General features: G+C 62.9%; 14 protein-coding genes. 7 read left to right on the top strand and 7 right to left on the bottom strand.

Annotation, left to right across the window (positions count from 1 at the left end; all coding sequences use genetic code 11):
• Window positions 1–29 precede the first annotated feature (29 nt).
• Window positions 30–524 carry a SprT family zinc-dependent metalloprotease gene (locus APH27_RS00160; RefSeq protein WP_027918065.1) on the top strand — a complete coding sequence of 165 codons (495 nt, stop codon included), beginning with the start codon at window positions 30–32 and terminating at the stop codon, window positions 522–524.
• Window positions 525–581: 57 nt separating this feature from the next.
• On the opposite strand, the gene APH27_RS00155 is transcribed toward APH27_RS00160, so the two are convergent.
• The 4 genes from APH27_RS00155 to APH27_RS00140 all read right to left on the bottom strand — a co-directional run bounded on the left by APH27_RS00155 (window position 582) and on the right by APH27_RS00140 (window position 5,017).
• Window positions 582–1,904 (bottom strand): dicarboxylate/amino acid:cation symporter, encoded by a 1,323-nt coding sequence (locus APH27_RS00155; RefSeq protein ID WP_027918064.1) that lies wholly within the window; start codon window positions 1,902–1,904, stop codon window positions 582–584.
• A 336-nt stretch (window positions 1,905–2,240) separates the two neighbouring features.
• Window positions 2,241–3,587: an ATP-binding protein gene (locus tag APH27_RS00150; protein ID WP_060483686.1), complete on the bottom strand. Its 1,347-nt coding sequence runs from the start codon at window positions 3,585–3,587 to the stop codon at window positions 2,241–2,243.
• Complete coding sequence (locus tag APH27_RS00145) at window positions 3,584–4,261, bottom strand: response regulator (protein ID WP_060483685.1); 678 nt, start codon at window positions 4,259–4,261, stop codon at window positions 3,584–3,586. Before APH27_RS00145 ends, APH27_RS00150 begins: the two co-directional genes overlap by 4 nt.
• A gap of 150 nt (window positions 4,262–4,411) precedes the next feature.
• The gene (locus APH27_RS00140) at window positions 4,412–5,017 is read right to left on the bottom strand and encodes an outer membrane protein (RefSeq protein ID WP_060483684.1); all 606 of its coding nucleotides are present in this window, start codon (window positions 5,015–5,017) and stop codon (window positions 4,412–4,414) included.
• 129 nt (window positions 5,018–5,146) lie between these two features.
• Here APH27_RS00140 and APH27_RS00135 point away from each other — a divergent pair, with 129 nt between their 5' ends.
• Both APH27_RS00135 and APH27_RS00130 read left to right on the top strand, forming a co-directional pair.
• A complete protein-coding gene (locus tag APH27_RS00135; RefSeq protein ID WP_027918060.1) occupies window positions 5,147–5,941 on the top strand; it encodes a dienelactone hydrolase family protein in 795 nt (264 codons plus the stop codon).
• A gap of 51 nt (window positions 5,942–5,992) precedes the next feature.
• Entirely contained in the window at window positions 5,993–6,694 is a 702-nt protein-coding gene (locus APH27_RS00130; RefSeq protein WP_060483683.1) for a 4'-phosphopantetheinyl transferase, read from the top strand.
• Window positions 6,695–6,697: 3 nt separating this feature from the next.
• On the opposite strand, the gene APH27_RS00125 is transcribed toward APH27_RS00130, so the two are convergent.
• Together APH27_RS00125 and APH27_RS00120 are read right to left on the bottom strand one after the other, a co-directional pair.
• Window positions 6,698–8,299: an ATP-binding protein gene (locus APH27_RS00125; RefSeq protein ID WP_060483682.1), complete on the bottom strand. Its 1,602-nt coding sequence runs from the start codon at window positions 8,297–8,299 to the stop codon at window positions 6,698–6,700.
• On the bottom strand, window positions 8,296–8,994 hold the full coding sequence (locus APH27_RS00120) for a response regulator transcription factor (RefSeq protein ID WP_060483681.1): 699 nt from the start codon (window positions 8,992–8,994) through the stop codon (window positions 8,296–8,298). The genes APH27_RS00125 and APH27_RS00120 overlap by 4 nt, the downstream gene beginning before the upstream one ends.
• Window positions 8,995–9,651: 657 nt before the next feature.
• Here APH27_RS00120 and APH27_RS00115 point away from each other — a divergent pair.
• The 4 genes from APH27_RS00115 (at window position 9,652) to APH27_RS00105 (ending at window position 15,008) form a co-directional block, all read left to right on the top strand.
• Entirely contained in the window at window positions 9,652–12,531 is a 2,880-nt protein-coding gene (locus tag APH27_RS00115; RefSeq protein WP_060483680.1) for a ribonucleoside-diphosphate reductase subunit alpha, read from the top strand.
• A 137-nt stretch (window positions 12,532–12,668) separates the two neighbouring features.
• The gene (locus tag APH27_RS26720) at window positions 12,669–12,800 is read left to right on the top strand and encodes a hypothetical protein (protein ID WP_256208043.1); all 132 of its coding nucleotides are present in this window, start codon (window positions 12,669–12,671) and stop codon (window positions 12,798–12,800) included.
• Between the two features lie 527 nt (window positions 12,801–13,327).
• Window positions 13,328–14,578 (top strand): ribonucleotide-diphosphate reductase subunit beta, encoded by a 1,251-nt coding sequence (locus APH27_RS00110; protein WP_027918055.1) that lies wholly within the window; start codon window positions 13,328–13,330, stop codon window positions 14,576–14,578.
• Between the two features lie 199 nt (window positions 14,579–14,777).
• A complete protein-coding gene (locus tag APH27_RS00105) occupies window positions 14,778–15,008 on the top strand; it encodes a hypothetical protein (RefSeq protein ID WP_256250535.1) in 231 nt (76 codons plus the stop codon).
• A 464-nt stretch (window positions 15,009–15,472) separates the two neighbouring features.
• Here the strand turns inward: APH27_RS00105 and APH27_RS00100 are convergent, their stop codons facing one another.
• The gene (locus tag APH27_RS00100; RefSeq protein WP_027918054.1) at window positions 15,473–16,264 is read right to left on the bottom strand and encodes an IclR family transcriptional regulator; all 792 of its coding nucleotides are present in this window, start codon (window positions 16,262–16,264) and stop codon (window positions 15,473–15,475) included.
• Window positions 16,265–16,285 lie beyond the last annotated feature (21 nt).

Raw genomic sequence — 16,285 nt, 5'->3', positions numbered from 1 at the left:
TAATGCCCGGTCAGGAGAACCACCCCGTCATGCCCGAGCTGCTCAAACAACGCGTCGAAACCTGTTACCAGCAAGCCGAAGCCTTCTTCAAACGCCCCTTCCCCCGCCCGGAAGTCAGCTTCAAGCTGCGCGGCCAGAAGGCCGGCGTCGCCCACCTGCACGAGAACCTGCTGCGCTTCAACCTGCAACTGTATCGCGAGAACCAGGACGACTTCCTGCGCCAGACCGTGGCCCATGAGGTGGCGCACCTGGTGGCCCATCAGTTGTTTGGCGAGCGGATACAGGCCCATGGCGAAGAATGGCAGTTGATCATGCGCGGGGTGTACGAACTGCCCCCGAACCGTTGCCACAACTATGAAGTGCAGCGGCGCGTGGTAACCCGCTACATCTACCGCTGCCCCTGCCCGGAGAGCGATTTCCCGTTTACCGCGCAGCGGCACAAGCTGGTGCACCAAGGGCGGCGCTACCTGTGCCGGCGCTGCAGGGAAATCCTGGTGTATAGCGGCGAAACGCGCGTCGAATAAATAGCCAGGCACAAGAAAGGCGACCCGAGGGTCGCCTTCTTTTTTACCCCGTCAGGCTCAACGAACCGGGGTTTCTGCAACACCCAGGTCATCGGTAGGCAGGTTCATTTCCAGCGGCGCGCCACCGGAGGCCAGCTCGGAGGCCAGCTTGTCGTCGTCCATCTCCTTCACCCACTTGGCCACAACCACGGTGGCCACGGCGTTGCCGACCAGGTTGGTCAGTGCACGGGCTTCGGACATGAAGCGGTCGATACCGAGGATCAGCGCCAGGCCGGCAACCGGCAGGTGGCCGACGGCCGACAGGGTGGCAGCGAGGACGATGAAGCCCGAACCGGTCACGCCGGCGGCACCCTTGGAAGCCACCAGCAGCACCAGCAGCAGGGTGATCTGGTGGGTGATGTCCATGTGGGTGTCGGTGGCTTGGGCGATGAACACCGCAGCCATGGTCAGGTAGATCGAGGTACCGTCGAGGTTGAACGAGTAACCCGTCGGGATAACCAGGCCGACGACCGACTTCTTGGCACCCAGGCGCTCCATCTTGGCCAGCATGCGTGGCAGGGCCGACTCCGAGGAGGAAGTACCCAGCACGATCATCAGCTCTTCACGGATGTAGCGGATCAGCTTGAGGACACTGAAGCCGTGGGCACGGCAGATACCGCCCAGCACCACCAGCACGAACAGCAGGCAGGTGATGTAGAAGCACGCCATCAGGTAGCCCAGCTGCACCAGCGAACCCACACCATACTGGCCGATGGTGAAGGCCATGGCGCCGAAGGCACCGAGCGGCGCCAGCTTCATGATCATGTTGATGATGTTGAACATCACATGGGCGAAACGATCGATCAGGTCCAGTACCGGCTTGCCGTAGCTGCCCAGGCGGTGCAGGGCGAAGCCGAAGATCACCGAGAACATCAGCACTTGCAGGATATCGCCGTTGGCGAAGGCACCCACCACCGTGTTGGGGATGATGTTGAGCAGGAAGCCGACAGTGGTCTGCTGCGCGCCGGCGGCGGCGTAGGCAGCGACGCTGCTGGCGTTCAGGGTGCTGACGTCGATGTGCATGCCAGCGCCCGGCTGGACCACGTTGACGACCACGAGGCCGATGATCAGGGCAATGGTGGAGACGATTTCAAAGTACAGCAGCGCGTAGCCGCCGGTCTTGCCGACCGACTTCATGCTCTGCATGCCGGCGATGCCGCTGACCACGGTACAGAAGATGATGGGCGCGATGACCATCTTGATCAGTTTGACGAAACCATCACCCAAGGGCTTAAGGGCGACACCGGTTTCGGGGTAGAAGTGGCCGAGCAGGATGCCGATGGTGATGGCGACCAACACCTGGACATACAGGGATTTGTACAGCGGCTGACGTGTCGTCATGGCTCAATTTTCCTCAAGTGTGCCGGCTTCACCCTTCCCAGGGTGGTTGGGCACCTGAATCGCTAACCCTCCTGCACCTGGAGGGATTTGTCGTTGTGTTCGAGCTGCCTGGGCAGGCCTCTGCCAACTGAGATAGCAAGGGCGATGCCAAAATGCCCATCTTGAGTGCAGAGGCAATGTTTACGGGGTGTAAATGCCCAACGACGGGGCGAATTTTCTGAGGAGGGGTGGCGGATTTCCGCCCGGTGGCGGGAAATGTACAGCGGATATGGCGGGAATCCGCCCTGTTTGGTCTTGGCGGCACGGGCCCATTCGAGGGCCGGAGCAGGTTACAGGTCAGTCAAGGTGGAAGGTGATGCGGAACGCCGCGCCACCCAGCGGAGAATCCCCCAGGGTCAGCTCGGCGTCGTAGCTGTCGACGATGTCTTTGACCACCGCCAGCCCGATCCCCTGCCCCGGGTGCTGCCGGTCCAGCCGCTCGCCGCGTTCCAGGATTCGCTCGCGCTGGTCAGCCGGCACTCCCGGCCCGTCATCTTCGACCCACAGCGTCAGCCCCCCAGGTTCTTCCTGCAACACAACCCGCACCCGCCCAAGGCTCAGGCGATAAGCGTTCTCCAGCAGATTACCCAACAATTCCAGCAAGGCGCCCCGCTCCATCGGCACGCGCGACGGTTCAGGCACCTGCAGATCGACATCGACCTGCTTGTCGCGGTAGACCTTGGCCAAAGTACTGCACAGGCTCTGCAGTACCGGCAGCAACGGCACGCTATGGCGCACCAGGCCACTTTTGCGCATGCTGGCGCGCTGCAACTGGTAATCGATCTGCTGGCTCATGCGCTCGATCTGGCTTTGCAGTACCCGCGCTTGCTCACGCTCACCGTCACGTTGCTGCAGGCTCTCGCCAACACCCTGCAATACCGCCAGCGGTGTCTTCAAGCTGTGCGCAAGGTCGCCCAGCGAATCCCGGTAGCGCGCGCGTTGCTCACGCTCACTGCGTAACAGCCGGTTCAGCGAGCGGGTCAGGCGCAGCAGTTCGCGCGGGTGCTCGCCACTGAGGCCATCACGTGCACCAGACTCCACCTCATCCAGCTCAACGCTCAATCGTCGCAACGAGCGCAACCCCCAGGTCAGGCCGGCCCAGAGCAGCGCCAGCAGGGCCAGCAAGGCAGCGCCAAAGCCCAGGTAGAGCTTTTCGCGCAGACCACTGAGCGTGGCCTTGTACTCACTCACCGGCTGCAGCGCGACGATGCTGTAGGCCGCGCTCTGGCCGCCGAGCAGTTTGATCTCGACGTCATAGACGAAGAACTCTTCGCCATCGTCCTGATGGATACGGGCGAACTCGTTGCCGCGCCCGTCGTAACGCGGGCGGTAATTGATGTGCCGGTCGGCGGTGGCGCGCGAGTGCCAGACCAGGTTGCCATCGCGGTCGAAGATGTAACCCAGCAGGCCGGTGTACGGCAGGTTGTAGCGCTCGTCCGGCAACAGTTCAGGCATCTGCAGCTGGCCATGTTCGATGCGCGCGGCGGATATCAGCGTGGTCACGTCCGAGGCCAGGCGCTGCTCGATCGATTCCTGCAGGGCCAGGCTGAAGGCCTTCTGCAAGGCTGGCAGCAGCGCCAGCATGAACAGCAGCGCCAGCACGGCAGCAGCGAGCATCAGGCGTACCCGCAGCGAGCGGATCATCGGCAGCGCTCAGTGAACAGATAGCCCAGGCCGCGCACCGTGTCGATCGGTTTGAAACCGCTATCGCCCTCGAGCTTGCGACGCAGGCGGCCGACCAGCACTTCGATGACGTTGGGGTCACGCTCCTCGTCACCGGGGTAGAGCTGCTCCATCAGGCGATCCTTGGCCACCACCTGCTGGTGATGACGCATGAGGTATTCGAGGATGCGGTACTCGTAGGCGGTCAGTGCCAGCGGGTGCTCGTCCAGGGTCGCCTGCTTGCGGTTGAGGTCAAGGACCAGGGGGCCAGCGGCGATGGTCGACTGGGTGAAACCACTGGAACGGCGCAGCAAGGCGTTCAGGCGCGCTTCGAGTTCTTCGAACTGGAACGGCTTGACCAGGTAGTCGTCAGCACCGGTGGCCAGGCCTTCGACCTTGTCCTGCCAGTTGCCGCGGGCGGTGAGAATCAGGATGGGGAACGACTCGCCCTGGCTGCGCAGGCGGCCGATCAGTTCAAGGCCGCTGATCCCAGGCAGGCCAAGGTCGACGATGGCCAGGTCGAAATGGAAGTGTTCAGACTGGTACAGGGCTTCTTCGGCATCGGCCACGGCTTCCACCACATGGCCGCTTTCGCCCAGGCGTGTGTAGAGGTGGTGCCGCAGCAGGGCTTCGTCCTCGACCACCAGCAGTTTCATTCAAGGCTCCTCTTGATGTGTTGCCTGTACAGGCCTTTTCGCGGGTAAACCCGCTCCCACAGGGACTGCACACGTTTCGAAGACTGTGCGATCCCTGTGGAAGCGGGTTTACCCGCGAAGAGGCCGTTACAGGATAACTCGGCTCGCCGGTCAGAACTTGTAAGTTGCTGCCAGATAGGTTTGTGCACTGCTGGTCAGGCGCAAGGTGCCTTCTTTCGGCCCACCGCTGGCGCCTACCTCGGTCGCGGCATTGGTGCGCAGGTAGCGGTAACCCAGCTCCATCGAAGCATTGTCGGTGATTGCCTGTATCACACCGGCCTGCAGGCCCACGGCATAACCGTAGTCGGTATCACGGCTGGCACCTGGCGAATCCTGGGTCAACTTGGTCATGCCCAGGCTGCCACCGCCGAACAGCTTGGTGGTATCGCCCACCGGCAAGAACAGATCATAGCTGCCCAGCACGTTCTCCTGGCGCAGCTTGAGGCCGCTGTGGTCGCCCGAGACATTGTCGTAGGTGATGTAGTAGCGGCCCTGGTCGTTGATGCGGCCCAGGCGCACCCCCCAGGTGTCATCCTTGCCGATGATGCCGTCGGCATTGAGATGGTCGGTGTTGCTCTGCAGCAAGCCAGACTTGCGCACCTTGTCGCTGGTCTGGCCGTAGGTCAGGCTGGCGAAATTTTCATCCGCTGCCTGGGCAGAGGTGATGCCAGCGGCGCAGACGGCCATGGCGGCGAGCAGGGAGTTGAAGGTTTTCATGGCGCGGTACTCCAGATGAAGGCACTGTTGCGGTCTGGAAGCTAGAGTAAGCAGGGTGCCCTGAACCGCGGCTGAACCCTGACTGAACCGCGGCTGAACGATTTGTCGGCAAAACAAGGAGTAGTGAACATGCGCGCCCTGCTGGCCCTGACCCTGATGTGCAGCGCCGCCCTAGCCCAAGCGGCAGTACAAACCCGCGAGATCCGTTACCAAGATGCCGACGGCACCGCGCTGATCGGCTATTACGCCTACGATGATGCCGTGAAGGGCGAGCGCCCTGGCGTGCTGGTGGTACACGAGTGGTGGGGGCTGAACGACTATGCCAAACGCCGTGCCCGCGACCTCGCCGCGCTGGGCTACAGCGCGCTGGCCATCGACATGTATGGTGAAGGCAAGCACACCGAGCATCCGCAGGACGCACAGGCATTCATGGCCGAGGCAAGCAAGGATCCGGAGGCATCGGCCAAGCGCTTCGACGCCGGGCTGGACCTGTTGAAGAAACAGCCCTACACCGACAAGCACAAGCTCGGCGCAGTGGGTTACTGCTTCGGCGGCAAGGTGGTGCTCGATGCCGCACGGCGCGGCGCCAGGCTCGATGGTGTGGTGAGTTTCCATGGCGCACTGGCCACCCAGACACCGGTCACCCAGCCAGGCGTTGTAAGGGCCTATTTGCTGGTCGAGCACGGCGCGGCAGACAGCATGGTCACCCCGCAGCAAGTGGACGCTTTCAAGAAAGAGATGGACGCGGCAAAGGTCGAATACCAGTTCGTCAGTATTCCTGGGGCCAAGCATGGGTTTACCAACCCGGATGCCGACCGGCTCAGTCATGGCGAGCACGGCGGGCCGGATATTGGCTACAACGAGGCCGCGGACAAGAGCTCTTGGGCGGACATGCAGGCATTCTTCAAACAAGTGTTCAAGTGACGAAGCAGCCCCGTCTCCCACACACGCCTCGCGGCTGGCACAATAGCCGCCATGAACAGTCTCCCCGCCTGCTGCGCCCCGCTCCAGTACCACTGGCCCCTGCCCCGCCCGCTACCCGGTGCGGTGCTGGCCAGTTGTGCCTTCGACCCCGCCCGCCTGGCCGCCGATGACTTCCAGCGCGCAGGCATCGTGCCCAGCGCCAGCCTGCAACGCTCGGTGGCCAAACGCCAGGCGGAATACCTGGCCGGGCGAGTCTGCGCCCGTGCTGCGCTGCAGCGCCTGGATGGTCGCGACTACGTCCCCGGCACCCATGAGGATCGCTCGCCGATCTGGCCTGCCGGCATCCATGGCTCGATCACTCACGGCAAAGGCTGGGCCGCCGCCGTGGTGGCCGCCGATGGCGAATGCCGCGGCCTGGGACTGGACCAGGAAGCGCTACTGGATGACGAACGCGCTGAACGCTTGATGGGTGAAATCCTGACACCAGGCGAGCTCGGCCGGCTGGACCGCAGCCAGCTGGGTCTTACGGTCACCCTGACCTTCTCGCTGAAGGAAAGCCTGTTCAAGACCCTCTACCCAGTGACCCGCAAGCGCTTCTATTTCGAGCATGCCGAGTTGCTGGAATGGTCCTGCGATGGCCTGGCACGGCTGCGCCTGCTCACCGACCTGTCGCCCGAGTGGCGACACGGCGCCGAGGTCGAAGGCCAGTTCTGCCTGCAAGACGGCCACCTGCTCAGCCTGATAAGCATCTGAGCCCTACTGCGGCGCCTGCTCGCGCGGCCAGTTGAGGCTGAAACAGGCCCCACCCAGCGCCTCGCTGCGCCCCACCGTGGCGCGGCCAGCGTGCCAGTAGATGATCCTTCGCACGATCGACAGGCCCAGGCCATGCCCGCCGGAAGCGCGGGTGCGGCTGTCGTCGAGCCGGGTGAAGGGGGTGAAGATGCGATCCCAGACACCTTCAGGGATACCCGGGCCATCGTCCTCCACATCGATACGGCAACGCTGCTGGCCCAGCTGGTAGCTCAGGCGCACCTCACTCCCGGCATGGCGCAGGGCATTGCTTACCAGGTTCTGCAGCGCACGGTGCAGGTAACGCGGTTCGGCCTCGACCCAGCAACCGTCGTTGCCCTGGCATGCCCCACGCACCAGGCGGACGTTGCTGTTGAGTGGCGCCAGCTCTTCGATCACCCGGTCGAACAAGGCATCCAGCTCGACACGCTGGAACTTCAGCGCCGGGGCGCCCTGCTCCAGGCGAGCGTAGGTCAGCATCTCGTCGACCAGCTTGTCCAGGTCCTGGATATCGCCATCCATGCCAGCCAGGTGCTTGGCGCGGGCCTGCTCGGTGGGCGCGCTTTCGATCATCTCCAGGCCAAAGCGCAGGCGTGCCACGGGGGTGCGCAGTTCGTGGGACACCGCGCGCACCAGTTCGCGCTGCATGTTCAGCGAGCGCTGCAGGTGCTCGGCCATGCCATTGAACGCAGCGGCCAGGCGCCCCACCGAATCGGCATCACCGGCTGGCACGCGCGTGTCCAGGCTACCCTGGGCGATGCGTGTGGCAGCGATTGCCATACCCGACACGCGCCGCTCCAGCTGGCGCACCAACAAATAGACCACCAGGCCGATCAGGCACAGGCCGAGAAAGGCGATCAGAATCAGCAATTGCGGCGGATAGGGGTTGAGCTGATACAGCGGGCCGATCTCCAGCACCAATGGCGAGCCTGGCAGGCCCGCGAACACGCGGATCGAATCACCGTCGCGGCCCAGCGCCATCACCGTGTCGCCCTCCTCCACCCGGCGCCGCTGGTCATCGTCCAGGCCGACCCGCTCGATACGCTGCAGGGCGACGCCGAAGCCGAAGCCCTTGCTCTGGGTTATTTCTGCCAGGCGCTGCTGCTGCTCGGTCACCGGGTAGCGCACCAGCTCATCGGCCAGCAGATAAAGCGTGGCACGCGCCAGCTGCTCGCTGACCTGCTTGACCTGGGCCACCAGCAACAGGTCTTCCTGGCCAACCTTGCGCAGCACCTGGGCGGCGTGCGGCCCGGTCTTCTCCACCACCACCAGGCCGCGGTACAGGCGGGCGCGCTGGCCACCCTCCAGCGAGCGGGCCGACATCGGTTGCAACACGAGCGGCACACCCAGCAGGCGCTCCCACATCAGCAGCGAGCGCTTGCGCTCTGTGTCGTTCTGCTGCGCCAGGTTGTCGGCCATCAGGCTGAACGTGCCCTGGGCCAGGCGCTCACGGTGCTGGGCTGCGCGCACCTCGTTGACCAGATGCAGGCTGAGCACCCCGAGCAGTGCCACCAGCACCAGCACAGCCAGCATGCCGCCGTAGATACGCAGGAAGATCGAGTGCTTCATGGGGCATCGCCGACGAACAGGTAGCCCTTGCTGCGCAGCGTCTTGATCAGCCGCGGGTGGATAGGGTCGTCGCCGATCTTGGGGCGAATCCTGGAAATGCGCACGTCGATGGAGCGGTCCTGGCCGTCGTAGCCGACCCCGCGCAATGCGGTGAATATCTGCTCGCGCGACAGCACCCGCCCGGCGTTGCTGGCCAGCAGCCAGAGCAGGTCGAACTCAGCACCGGTGAGGTCGATCTGCTGCGCGTCGAGCCAGGCTTCGCGCAGGCGGTTGTCGATGCGCAGCGGGCCGAAGGCCAGGTCGTGGCGCTTGTTGTCCGGGCTTTCGCTGCGCCGCAGCAGCGCCTGAATCCGCGCCAGCAGCAAACGCGGGCGCACCGGCTTGCACACATAGTCGTCGGCGCCCAGGTCCAGGCCCTGAACCTGATCGAGTTCGTCGCTACGGGCAGTCAGCATCAGAATCGGGCCGGGGTACTGGCCGCGCACGCGCCGGCAGATGCTCAGGCCATCTTCACCGGGCAGCATCAGGTCGAGAATCACCAGGTCCGGCTGACTGTCGACGATACGGCGGGCAGCGCGGGCGCCATCGCCCTCCACGGCGACTTCATAGCCGTTGGCCTGCAGGTATTCGGCGGTGAGCTCGGCCAGGCGCTGGTCGTCTTCGACGATGAGGATGCGGTTGCTGGATTGGTCCATGGCCCCTGCCTTTGAATTGTTGTTTTTCTGTCGGTACCGGCCTTTAACCAAAAGGCAACATCGGCTTCGGATACTACGTGCCGCCCCCGGCACTGCCAACCTGCCCGACGGCAGCCTCGACTGAACCGTTTTTTGTGGTAGGGTTCGCGCCCGAAAAATTCTGCCTGGGGGCAGCGACCCAGAGAAAAATAGTGCACACCACTTGGCACTAGGCCTACAGCGATTACCCACTATTCACTCACAAAGTACGCACAAGTTATCCACAGACGGTCGCCTTGCAAAGCCCCCTGTACCGCATTATCTTGTATCCCCAGCACAGCAAACCACTAGATGTTGGGTTTCAGTCACCAACGCCAAGCATGAGTCAGCAGAGAAATTCAAGCGATTTTTCTGGCAGAACTCGTTGTGGTTTCATCGATCCAACCGCTCCTAGCGGATACTGAACAGCCTGCTTTGGCTCACCCCAGAGCATTTGACTTCGGCCAGGGAGCGGCAAGGTTCTTGCCCCCATTTCCTGATCTGTCCCGAAGTCGGTACGCCCGAGCGGGCGGATGCGCGTGCATGCCGCATCCCCGCAAGGGCCATCGAGCAAGTGGACGGAACGGTGGGCGCCCAAAAGGCGCCTGAACACTATAGAAACTGTGGAGACACCCACCCATGCAAACCGACACAACTCGCGAGAACCCGCAGGCCAAGGCGCCGCAGGCCGCCGATTCCAACCAGGATCTGGCTGCCACCGCCCCGGGCCAACTGCGCGTGATCAAGCGCAACGGCACTGTCGTCCCCTACACCGACGACAAGATCACCGTGGCCATCACCAAGGCGTTCCTCGCAGTTGAAGGCGGCACCGCCGCTGCCTCGTCGCGCATCCACGACACCGTCGCGCGCCTGACCGAGCAGGTCACCGCCACGTTCAAACGTCGCATGCCATCGGGTGGCACCATCCACATCGAAGAAATCCAGGACCAGGTCGAACTGGCCCTGATGCGTGCCGGCGAGCAGAAAGTCGCCCGTGACTACGTGATCTACCGCGACCAGCGCGCCAAGGAGCGCGCAACCCGCAGCAACGCAGACAGCGTGGTCGAGCCGCACCCGAGCATCCGCATCACCCTGGCCGACGGCAGCCTGGCGCCGCTGGACATGGCGCGCCTGAACACCATCATCAGCGAAGCCTGCGAAGGCCTGGCCGAAGTCGATGGCGACCTGATCCAGCGCGAAACCCTGAAGAACCTGTACGACGGCGTGGCCATCAAGGACGTCAACACCGCCCTGGTGATGACCGCCCGTACCCTGGTCGAGCGTGAGCCGAACTACTCGTTCGTCACCGCCCGCCTGCTGATGGACACCCTGCGCGCCGAAGGCCTGGGCTTCCTCAACGTCGCCGACAGCGCCACCCACCACGAGATGGCCGACCTGTACGCCAAGGCCCTGCCGGCCTACATCGCCAAAGGTGTCGAGTTCGAACTGCTCAACCCTGCACTGGCCGACTTCGACCTGGAAAAACTGGGCAAGGCGATCAACCACGAGCGCGACCAGCAGTTCACCTACCTGGGCCTGCAAACCCTGTACGACCGCTACTTCATCCACAAGGATGGCGTGCGCTTCGAGCTGCCGCAGGTGTTCTTCATGCGTGTGGCCATGGGCCTGGCGCTGGAAGAAAAAGACAAAGAAGCCCGTGCGATCGAGTTCTACAACCTGCTCTCGTCGTTCGACTACATGGCTTCGACCCCAACCCTGTTCAACGCCGGTACCCTGCGCCCGCAGCTGTCGAGCTGCTACCTGACCACCGTGCCGGACGACCTGTCGGGCATCTACCACGCGATCCACGACAACGCCATGCTGTCGAAATTCGCCGGTGGCCTGGGCAACGACTGGACCCCTGTGCGCGCACTGGGCTCCTACATCAAGGGCACCAACGGCAAATCCCAGGGCGTCGTGCCGTTCCTGAAAGTAGTCAACGACACCGCCGTTGCCGTCAACCAGGGTGGCAAGCGCAAAGGCGCCGTGTGTGCCTACCTGGAAACCTGGCACCTGGACATCGAAGAATTCATCGAGCTGCGCAAGAACACCGGTGATGACCGTCGTCGTACCCACGACATGAACACCGCCAACTGGATCCCTGACCTGTTCATGAAGCGCGTCTTCGATGACGGCAAGTGGACCCTGTTCTCGCCATCGGAAGTGCCTGATCTGCACGACCTGACCGGCAAGGCCTTCGAAGAGCGTTACGAGTACTACGAAGCCCTGACCGAGTACAACAAGATCAAGGTGTTCAAGACCATCCAGGCCAAAGACCTGTGGCGCAAGATGCTGTCGATGCTGTTCGAGACCGGCCACCCATGGCTGACCTTCAAGGACCCGTGCAACCTGCGTTCGCCGCAGCAGCACGTGGGCGTGGTCCACAGCTCGAACCTGTGCACCGAGATCACCTTGAACACCAACAAGGACGAGATCGCGGTCTGCAACCTGGGCTCGATCAACCTGCCGAACCACATTGTCGACGGCAAGCTGGATACCGCCAAGCTGCAACGCACCGTGAACACCGCCGTGCGCATGCTCGACAACGTGATCGACATCAACTACTACTCGGTGCCACAAGCGCGTAACTCGAACTTCAAGCACCGCCCTGTCGGCCTCGGCATCATGGGCTTCCAGGACGCGCTGTACCTGCAGCACATCCCGTACGGCTCCGACGCTGCCGTCGAGTTCGCCGACAAGTCGATGGAAGCGGTCAGCTACTACGCGATCCAGGCTTCCTGCGACCTGGCCGACGAGCGTGGCGCCTACGAGACCTTCCAGGGTTCGCTGTGGTCCAAGGGCATCTTGCCGCTGGATTCGCAACAGATCCTGATCGAAGCCCGTGGCCAGAAGTACATCGACGTCAACCTGGAAGAGTCGCTGGACTGGGCGCCGGTCCGTGCCCGCGTGCAGAAAGGCATCCGTAACTCGAACATCATGGCCATCGCGCCAACCGCGACCATCGCCAACATCACTGGCGTGTCGCAGTCGATCGAGCCGACCTACCAGAACCTGTACGTGAAATCGAACCTGTCGGGCGAGTTCACCGTGATCAACCCGTACCTGGTCCGCGACCTGAAGGCCCGCGGCCTGTGGGACTCGGTAATGATCAACGACCTGAAGTACTACGACGGTTCGGTGCAGCAGATCGAGCGTATCCCGCAAGAGCTGAAAGACCTGTACGCCACCGCGTTCGAAGTCGAGACCAAGTGGATCGTCGATGCAGCCTCCCGTCGCCAGAAGTGGATCGACCAGGCTCAGTCGCTGAACCTGTACATCGCCGGCGCTTCGGGCAAGAAGCTGGACGTGACCTACCGCATGGCCTGGTACCGTGGCCTGAAAACCACCTACTACCTCCGTGCCCTGGCCGCGACCAGCACCGAGAAGTCGACCATCAACACCGGCAAGCTCAACGCCGTTTCCAGCGGCGGCGACAGCGCCCCGGTCCAGGCAGCCGGCCCTGCGCCAGTGCCGAAGGCCTGCGCGATCGACGAGCCTGACTGCGAAGCCTGCCAGTAAGGCCTGATGCCGCAAGGGGTGCCCTCGGGTGCCCCTTGCGGCATTTTTGTATCTGCGCCCCTGAGAAGCCCTGCCCTTTGCCCACCGCTCACGCGCATAGGTAAAAAGAAAGGACCTCTCAGAAAGGATGCAAACCCATGGCGCGGAAAAAAGTGGCAACTCGCAAGATCGGTCGCAATGCAGAAACCGGCCGCTTCACTTCGGTGGAAGAGGCCCGCAAGCACCCCAAGACCCATGTGGTCGAGACGCTGCGCAAGCAGTGCAGCTAGCCCGCTGAAAATGCGGTCGTTGCAGGAGCGGCCTTGTGGCGCGAAAAGGCTGCGCAGCGGTCCCAGTATCTCGGCTCCAGCGCGAGATTGCCGGGGCCGCTTTGCGGCCCTTTCGCGACACAAGGCCGCTCCTACAAGGGTTTGTTAAACCCAGCATCTTGTGCTTTAAAAATAAAAACCCACCACATGTAGTGCTTCGCATTATTTGCCGCTAAACTCCCTCCCCGTAAAGAACGACACGAGATTCCTTGAACGGACGCGCACAGAACCGGTCGAAAAATTACCCTCGCCCGCTAGACACGCGCCCCGATCGAAAGCGAATTCCGGTATACTTCGCCCCCTCTGAAAAGGGCACCCATTCATGTCCCTGGCCCCTCCCCCGAGGCCTGGCCAGGCACGAGTCAGATGTAACGAGAGTCAGCCTCTCGAGCTGTCCATTCGCCGTAACGGCCTTGCGTCAGGCATCACATTCTTAAAATCCAACCGGTTACCCCAAGGGGGCAACCCTCAAGCAGGAGCCAATCACCATGCTGAGCTGGGACGAATTCGACAAGGAAGACGGCGAAGTAGCCGCCAAAGGCAACACCCCTGCGCAGGCCACTGCCGCCGCCACCCTCGACAAGCTCGACAGCGCCGGTGGTGCCGCCGCCCTGGAAGCCCGTGCTGCCACAGCCGCCGACTCCGACGCGGTGAAACGCGCCAAAGCTGCCCTCGACGCCCTCGACATCGCCGAAGGCCTGGCTGAGCTGGAAGGCTCCTCGGCCCGCGTCGCCGTTGACGAAAAGCGCATGATCAACTGCCGCGCCGACCTCAACCAGCTGGTACCGTTCAAGTACGACTGGGCCTGGCAGAAGTACCTCGACGGCTGCGCCAACCACTGGATGCCGCAAGAGGTCAACATGACCGCCGACATCGCCCTGTGGAAGAGCATGGACGGCCTGACCGAGGACGAGCGCCGCATCGTCATGCGCAACCTCGGCTTCTTCTCCACCGCCGACTCGCTGGTGGCCAACAACCTGGCCCTGGCCGTGTACCGCCTGATCACCAACCCGGAATGCCGCCAGTACATCCTGCGCCAGGCCTTCGAAGAGGCGATCCACACCCACGCCTACCAGTACTGCATCGAGTCGCTGGGCATGGATGAAGGCGAGATCTTCAACATGTACCACGAGATCCCGTCGGTCGCGAAGAAAGCCGCCTGGGGCCTGAAGTACACCCGCGCCATCTCCGACCCGGAATTCAACACCGGCACCGTCGAGACTGACAAAGAGCTGCTGCGCAACCTGATCGCCTACTACTGCGTACTGGAAGGCATCTTCTTCTACTGCGGCTTCACCCAGATCCTGTCCATGGGCCGCCGCAACAAGATGACCGGCGTTGCCGAGCAGTTCCAGTACATCCTGCGTGACGAGTCGATGCACCTGAACTTCGGCATCGACGTGATCAACCAGATCAAGATCGAGAACCCGCACCTGTGGGACGCGGCGATGAAGGAAGAAGCGACCCAGATGATCCTGCAAGGGACCCAGCTGGAGATCGAATACGCCCGTGACACCATGCCACGCGGCGTATTGGGCATGAACGCAGCGATGATGGAGGACTACCTCAAGTTCATCGCCAACCGTCGCCTGACCCAGATTGGCCTGAAGGAAGAGTACCCGGGGACTACCAACCCGTTCCCATGGATGAGCGAGATCATGGACTTGAAGAAAGAGAAGAACTTCTTCGAGACTCGCGTGATCGAGTATCAGACTGGTGGGGCATTGAGCTGGGACTGATCGTCCGGGCTGAGCATCGAGAAGGCTGCCGAATGGCAGCCTTTTTATTGCCTGCGCTAACAGAACAGGAAGTGCCCTACAAACTGCGGCATTGCCTGTCGCACGCCATCACGATAACGTTTTCCGGCGCTTAAGAACGCTCACATAGCGGCATCCCGTACCCGTCAGAAACGGCACTCCCACATCAGGATGGCCAATCATGAACAGCGTCTATACCTCCCCCCTCTTCACCCACCACAACCGCCCCCTCCACACCCTCTGGCTCGAATCCCAAGCCTGGTTCTGCACCCACGAACTCGGCCGGCTGAGCGCTCGCTTCTTCGACGAACACTGCATCCACAAGCTCGACCCGGACCAGTACCGCAAGGTGCAGCTGCTGCGCTACGGGCAGTACCAGGAGACCACGATGCTCTGCGAGTCCGGGGCCTAGACGTTGCTGGCGCATCACCATGTTCCAGAGAACCGACATCTGCGCTGGTGGCTGACCCATGAGGTGGTGGCGTTGCTGCGGGTATTGATAGTGCGGCTGAACGCGATGCTCAAGACTGGAACGCCCTGGCAGGAACAGGTAGTTCACTCATAGGATCCAGCCTTGCTGGCGATGCCTGACAGAGTCGGGCTCGGGGCGCTACGCGCCCCATCGCTGGCAAGGCCAGCTTCCACAAGAAGACAGTTGCTCCCACATGATGTGCGTATAGCCCAGAGCCTGGTTATGCCTGCACCGGCCTCGTCGCTGGCTGCGGCCAATTGCAGCTGCCGAGCAGCTTGCCGGTGGACGCAGGTGGGGTGGGTTGCAGGGTGAAGCCTCCTCGCTTGGGAAAACGAAACGTCATGTCTCTGCTGGCCACGAGACATGATTCGTTTCAATTTGTTCAGCGAAGAGAGCGGTTGGGGCTAGTTTTTCAGCCCAAGCTCTGCCGACAGCCGTGCGGTCACGCCTTTGAGGACCGGTACCAGCTCGCGCATCTTCTCTTCGGGCATGTACGGCACAGTACTCGCCACACTGATCCCCGCCACGATCCGACGGCTCGCATCGCGCACCGGGGCCGCCACACAGCGGATCGATGGCTCATTGTCTTCCAGATCGAAGGCATATCCCCCCGCGACATAATCGACCATGCGATGCTCGAACTGCGCCCAGGTCTGCTCGGTGTGGTGCGGCCAAAACGCGCTCTTGCCACCCACCGGCAGGCTGGTCTCATACAGGCGCTGCCATTCGGCCGGCGTGTCGTCGAGCATCAGTGCCTTGCCGATACCGGTGCGTGCCAGCGGCATGCGGTGGCCGACCCGCGAGCGCATTTCCGGGCCGTTGCGCCCCGGGGTCTTGTGCAGGTACAGCACTTCGTCGCCTTCGCGGATCGCCAGGTGGATGGTATCGCCGGTCAGGGCCGACAGCTCATCAAGGTAAGGACCGGCCAGGGTCACCAGCGGCAACTCCTCGCGGGCCTGGAAGCCGAGTTCGATCAGCTTGGGGCCTAGCAGATAGCCGACCTGGGGCACCACGCGCAGGTAGCGCTCGTCCACCAGGCAACTGACCAGGCGGTGGGTGGTGCTGCGGGTGGTGCCGATGTGCCGGGCGATGTCCTTGAGGTCGCGCGCGCCAGCGGCCACGGCCTGCACCACGGCCAGCCCGCGCAGCAGGGTCTGGGTGCCGGTGGGGGCGGTTTTTGCGGGGTCTTCCTGCATGTACGGCCTTTTTCGTTGAGC

The organism is Pseudomonas sp. NBRC 111123, from assembly GCF_001320205.1.
Lineage (GTDB): Bacteria > Pseudomonadota > Gammaproteobacteria > Pseudomonadales > Pseudomonadaceae > Aquipseudomonas > Aquipseudomonas putida_J.
The sequence above is the reverse complement of the archived record's forward strand: the minus strand, read 5'-3'. Positions and strand labels throughout refer to the sequence as shown.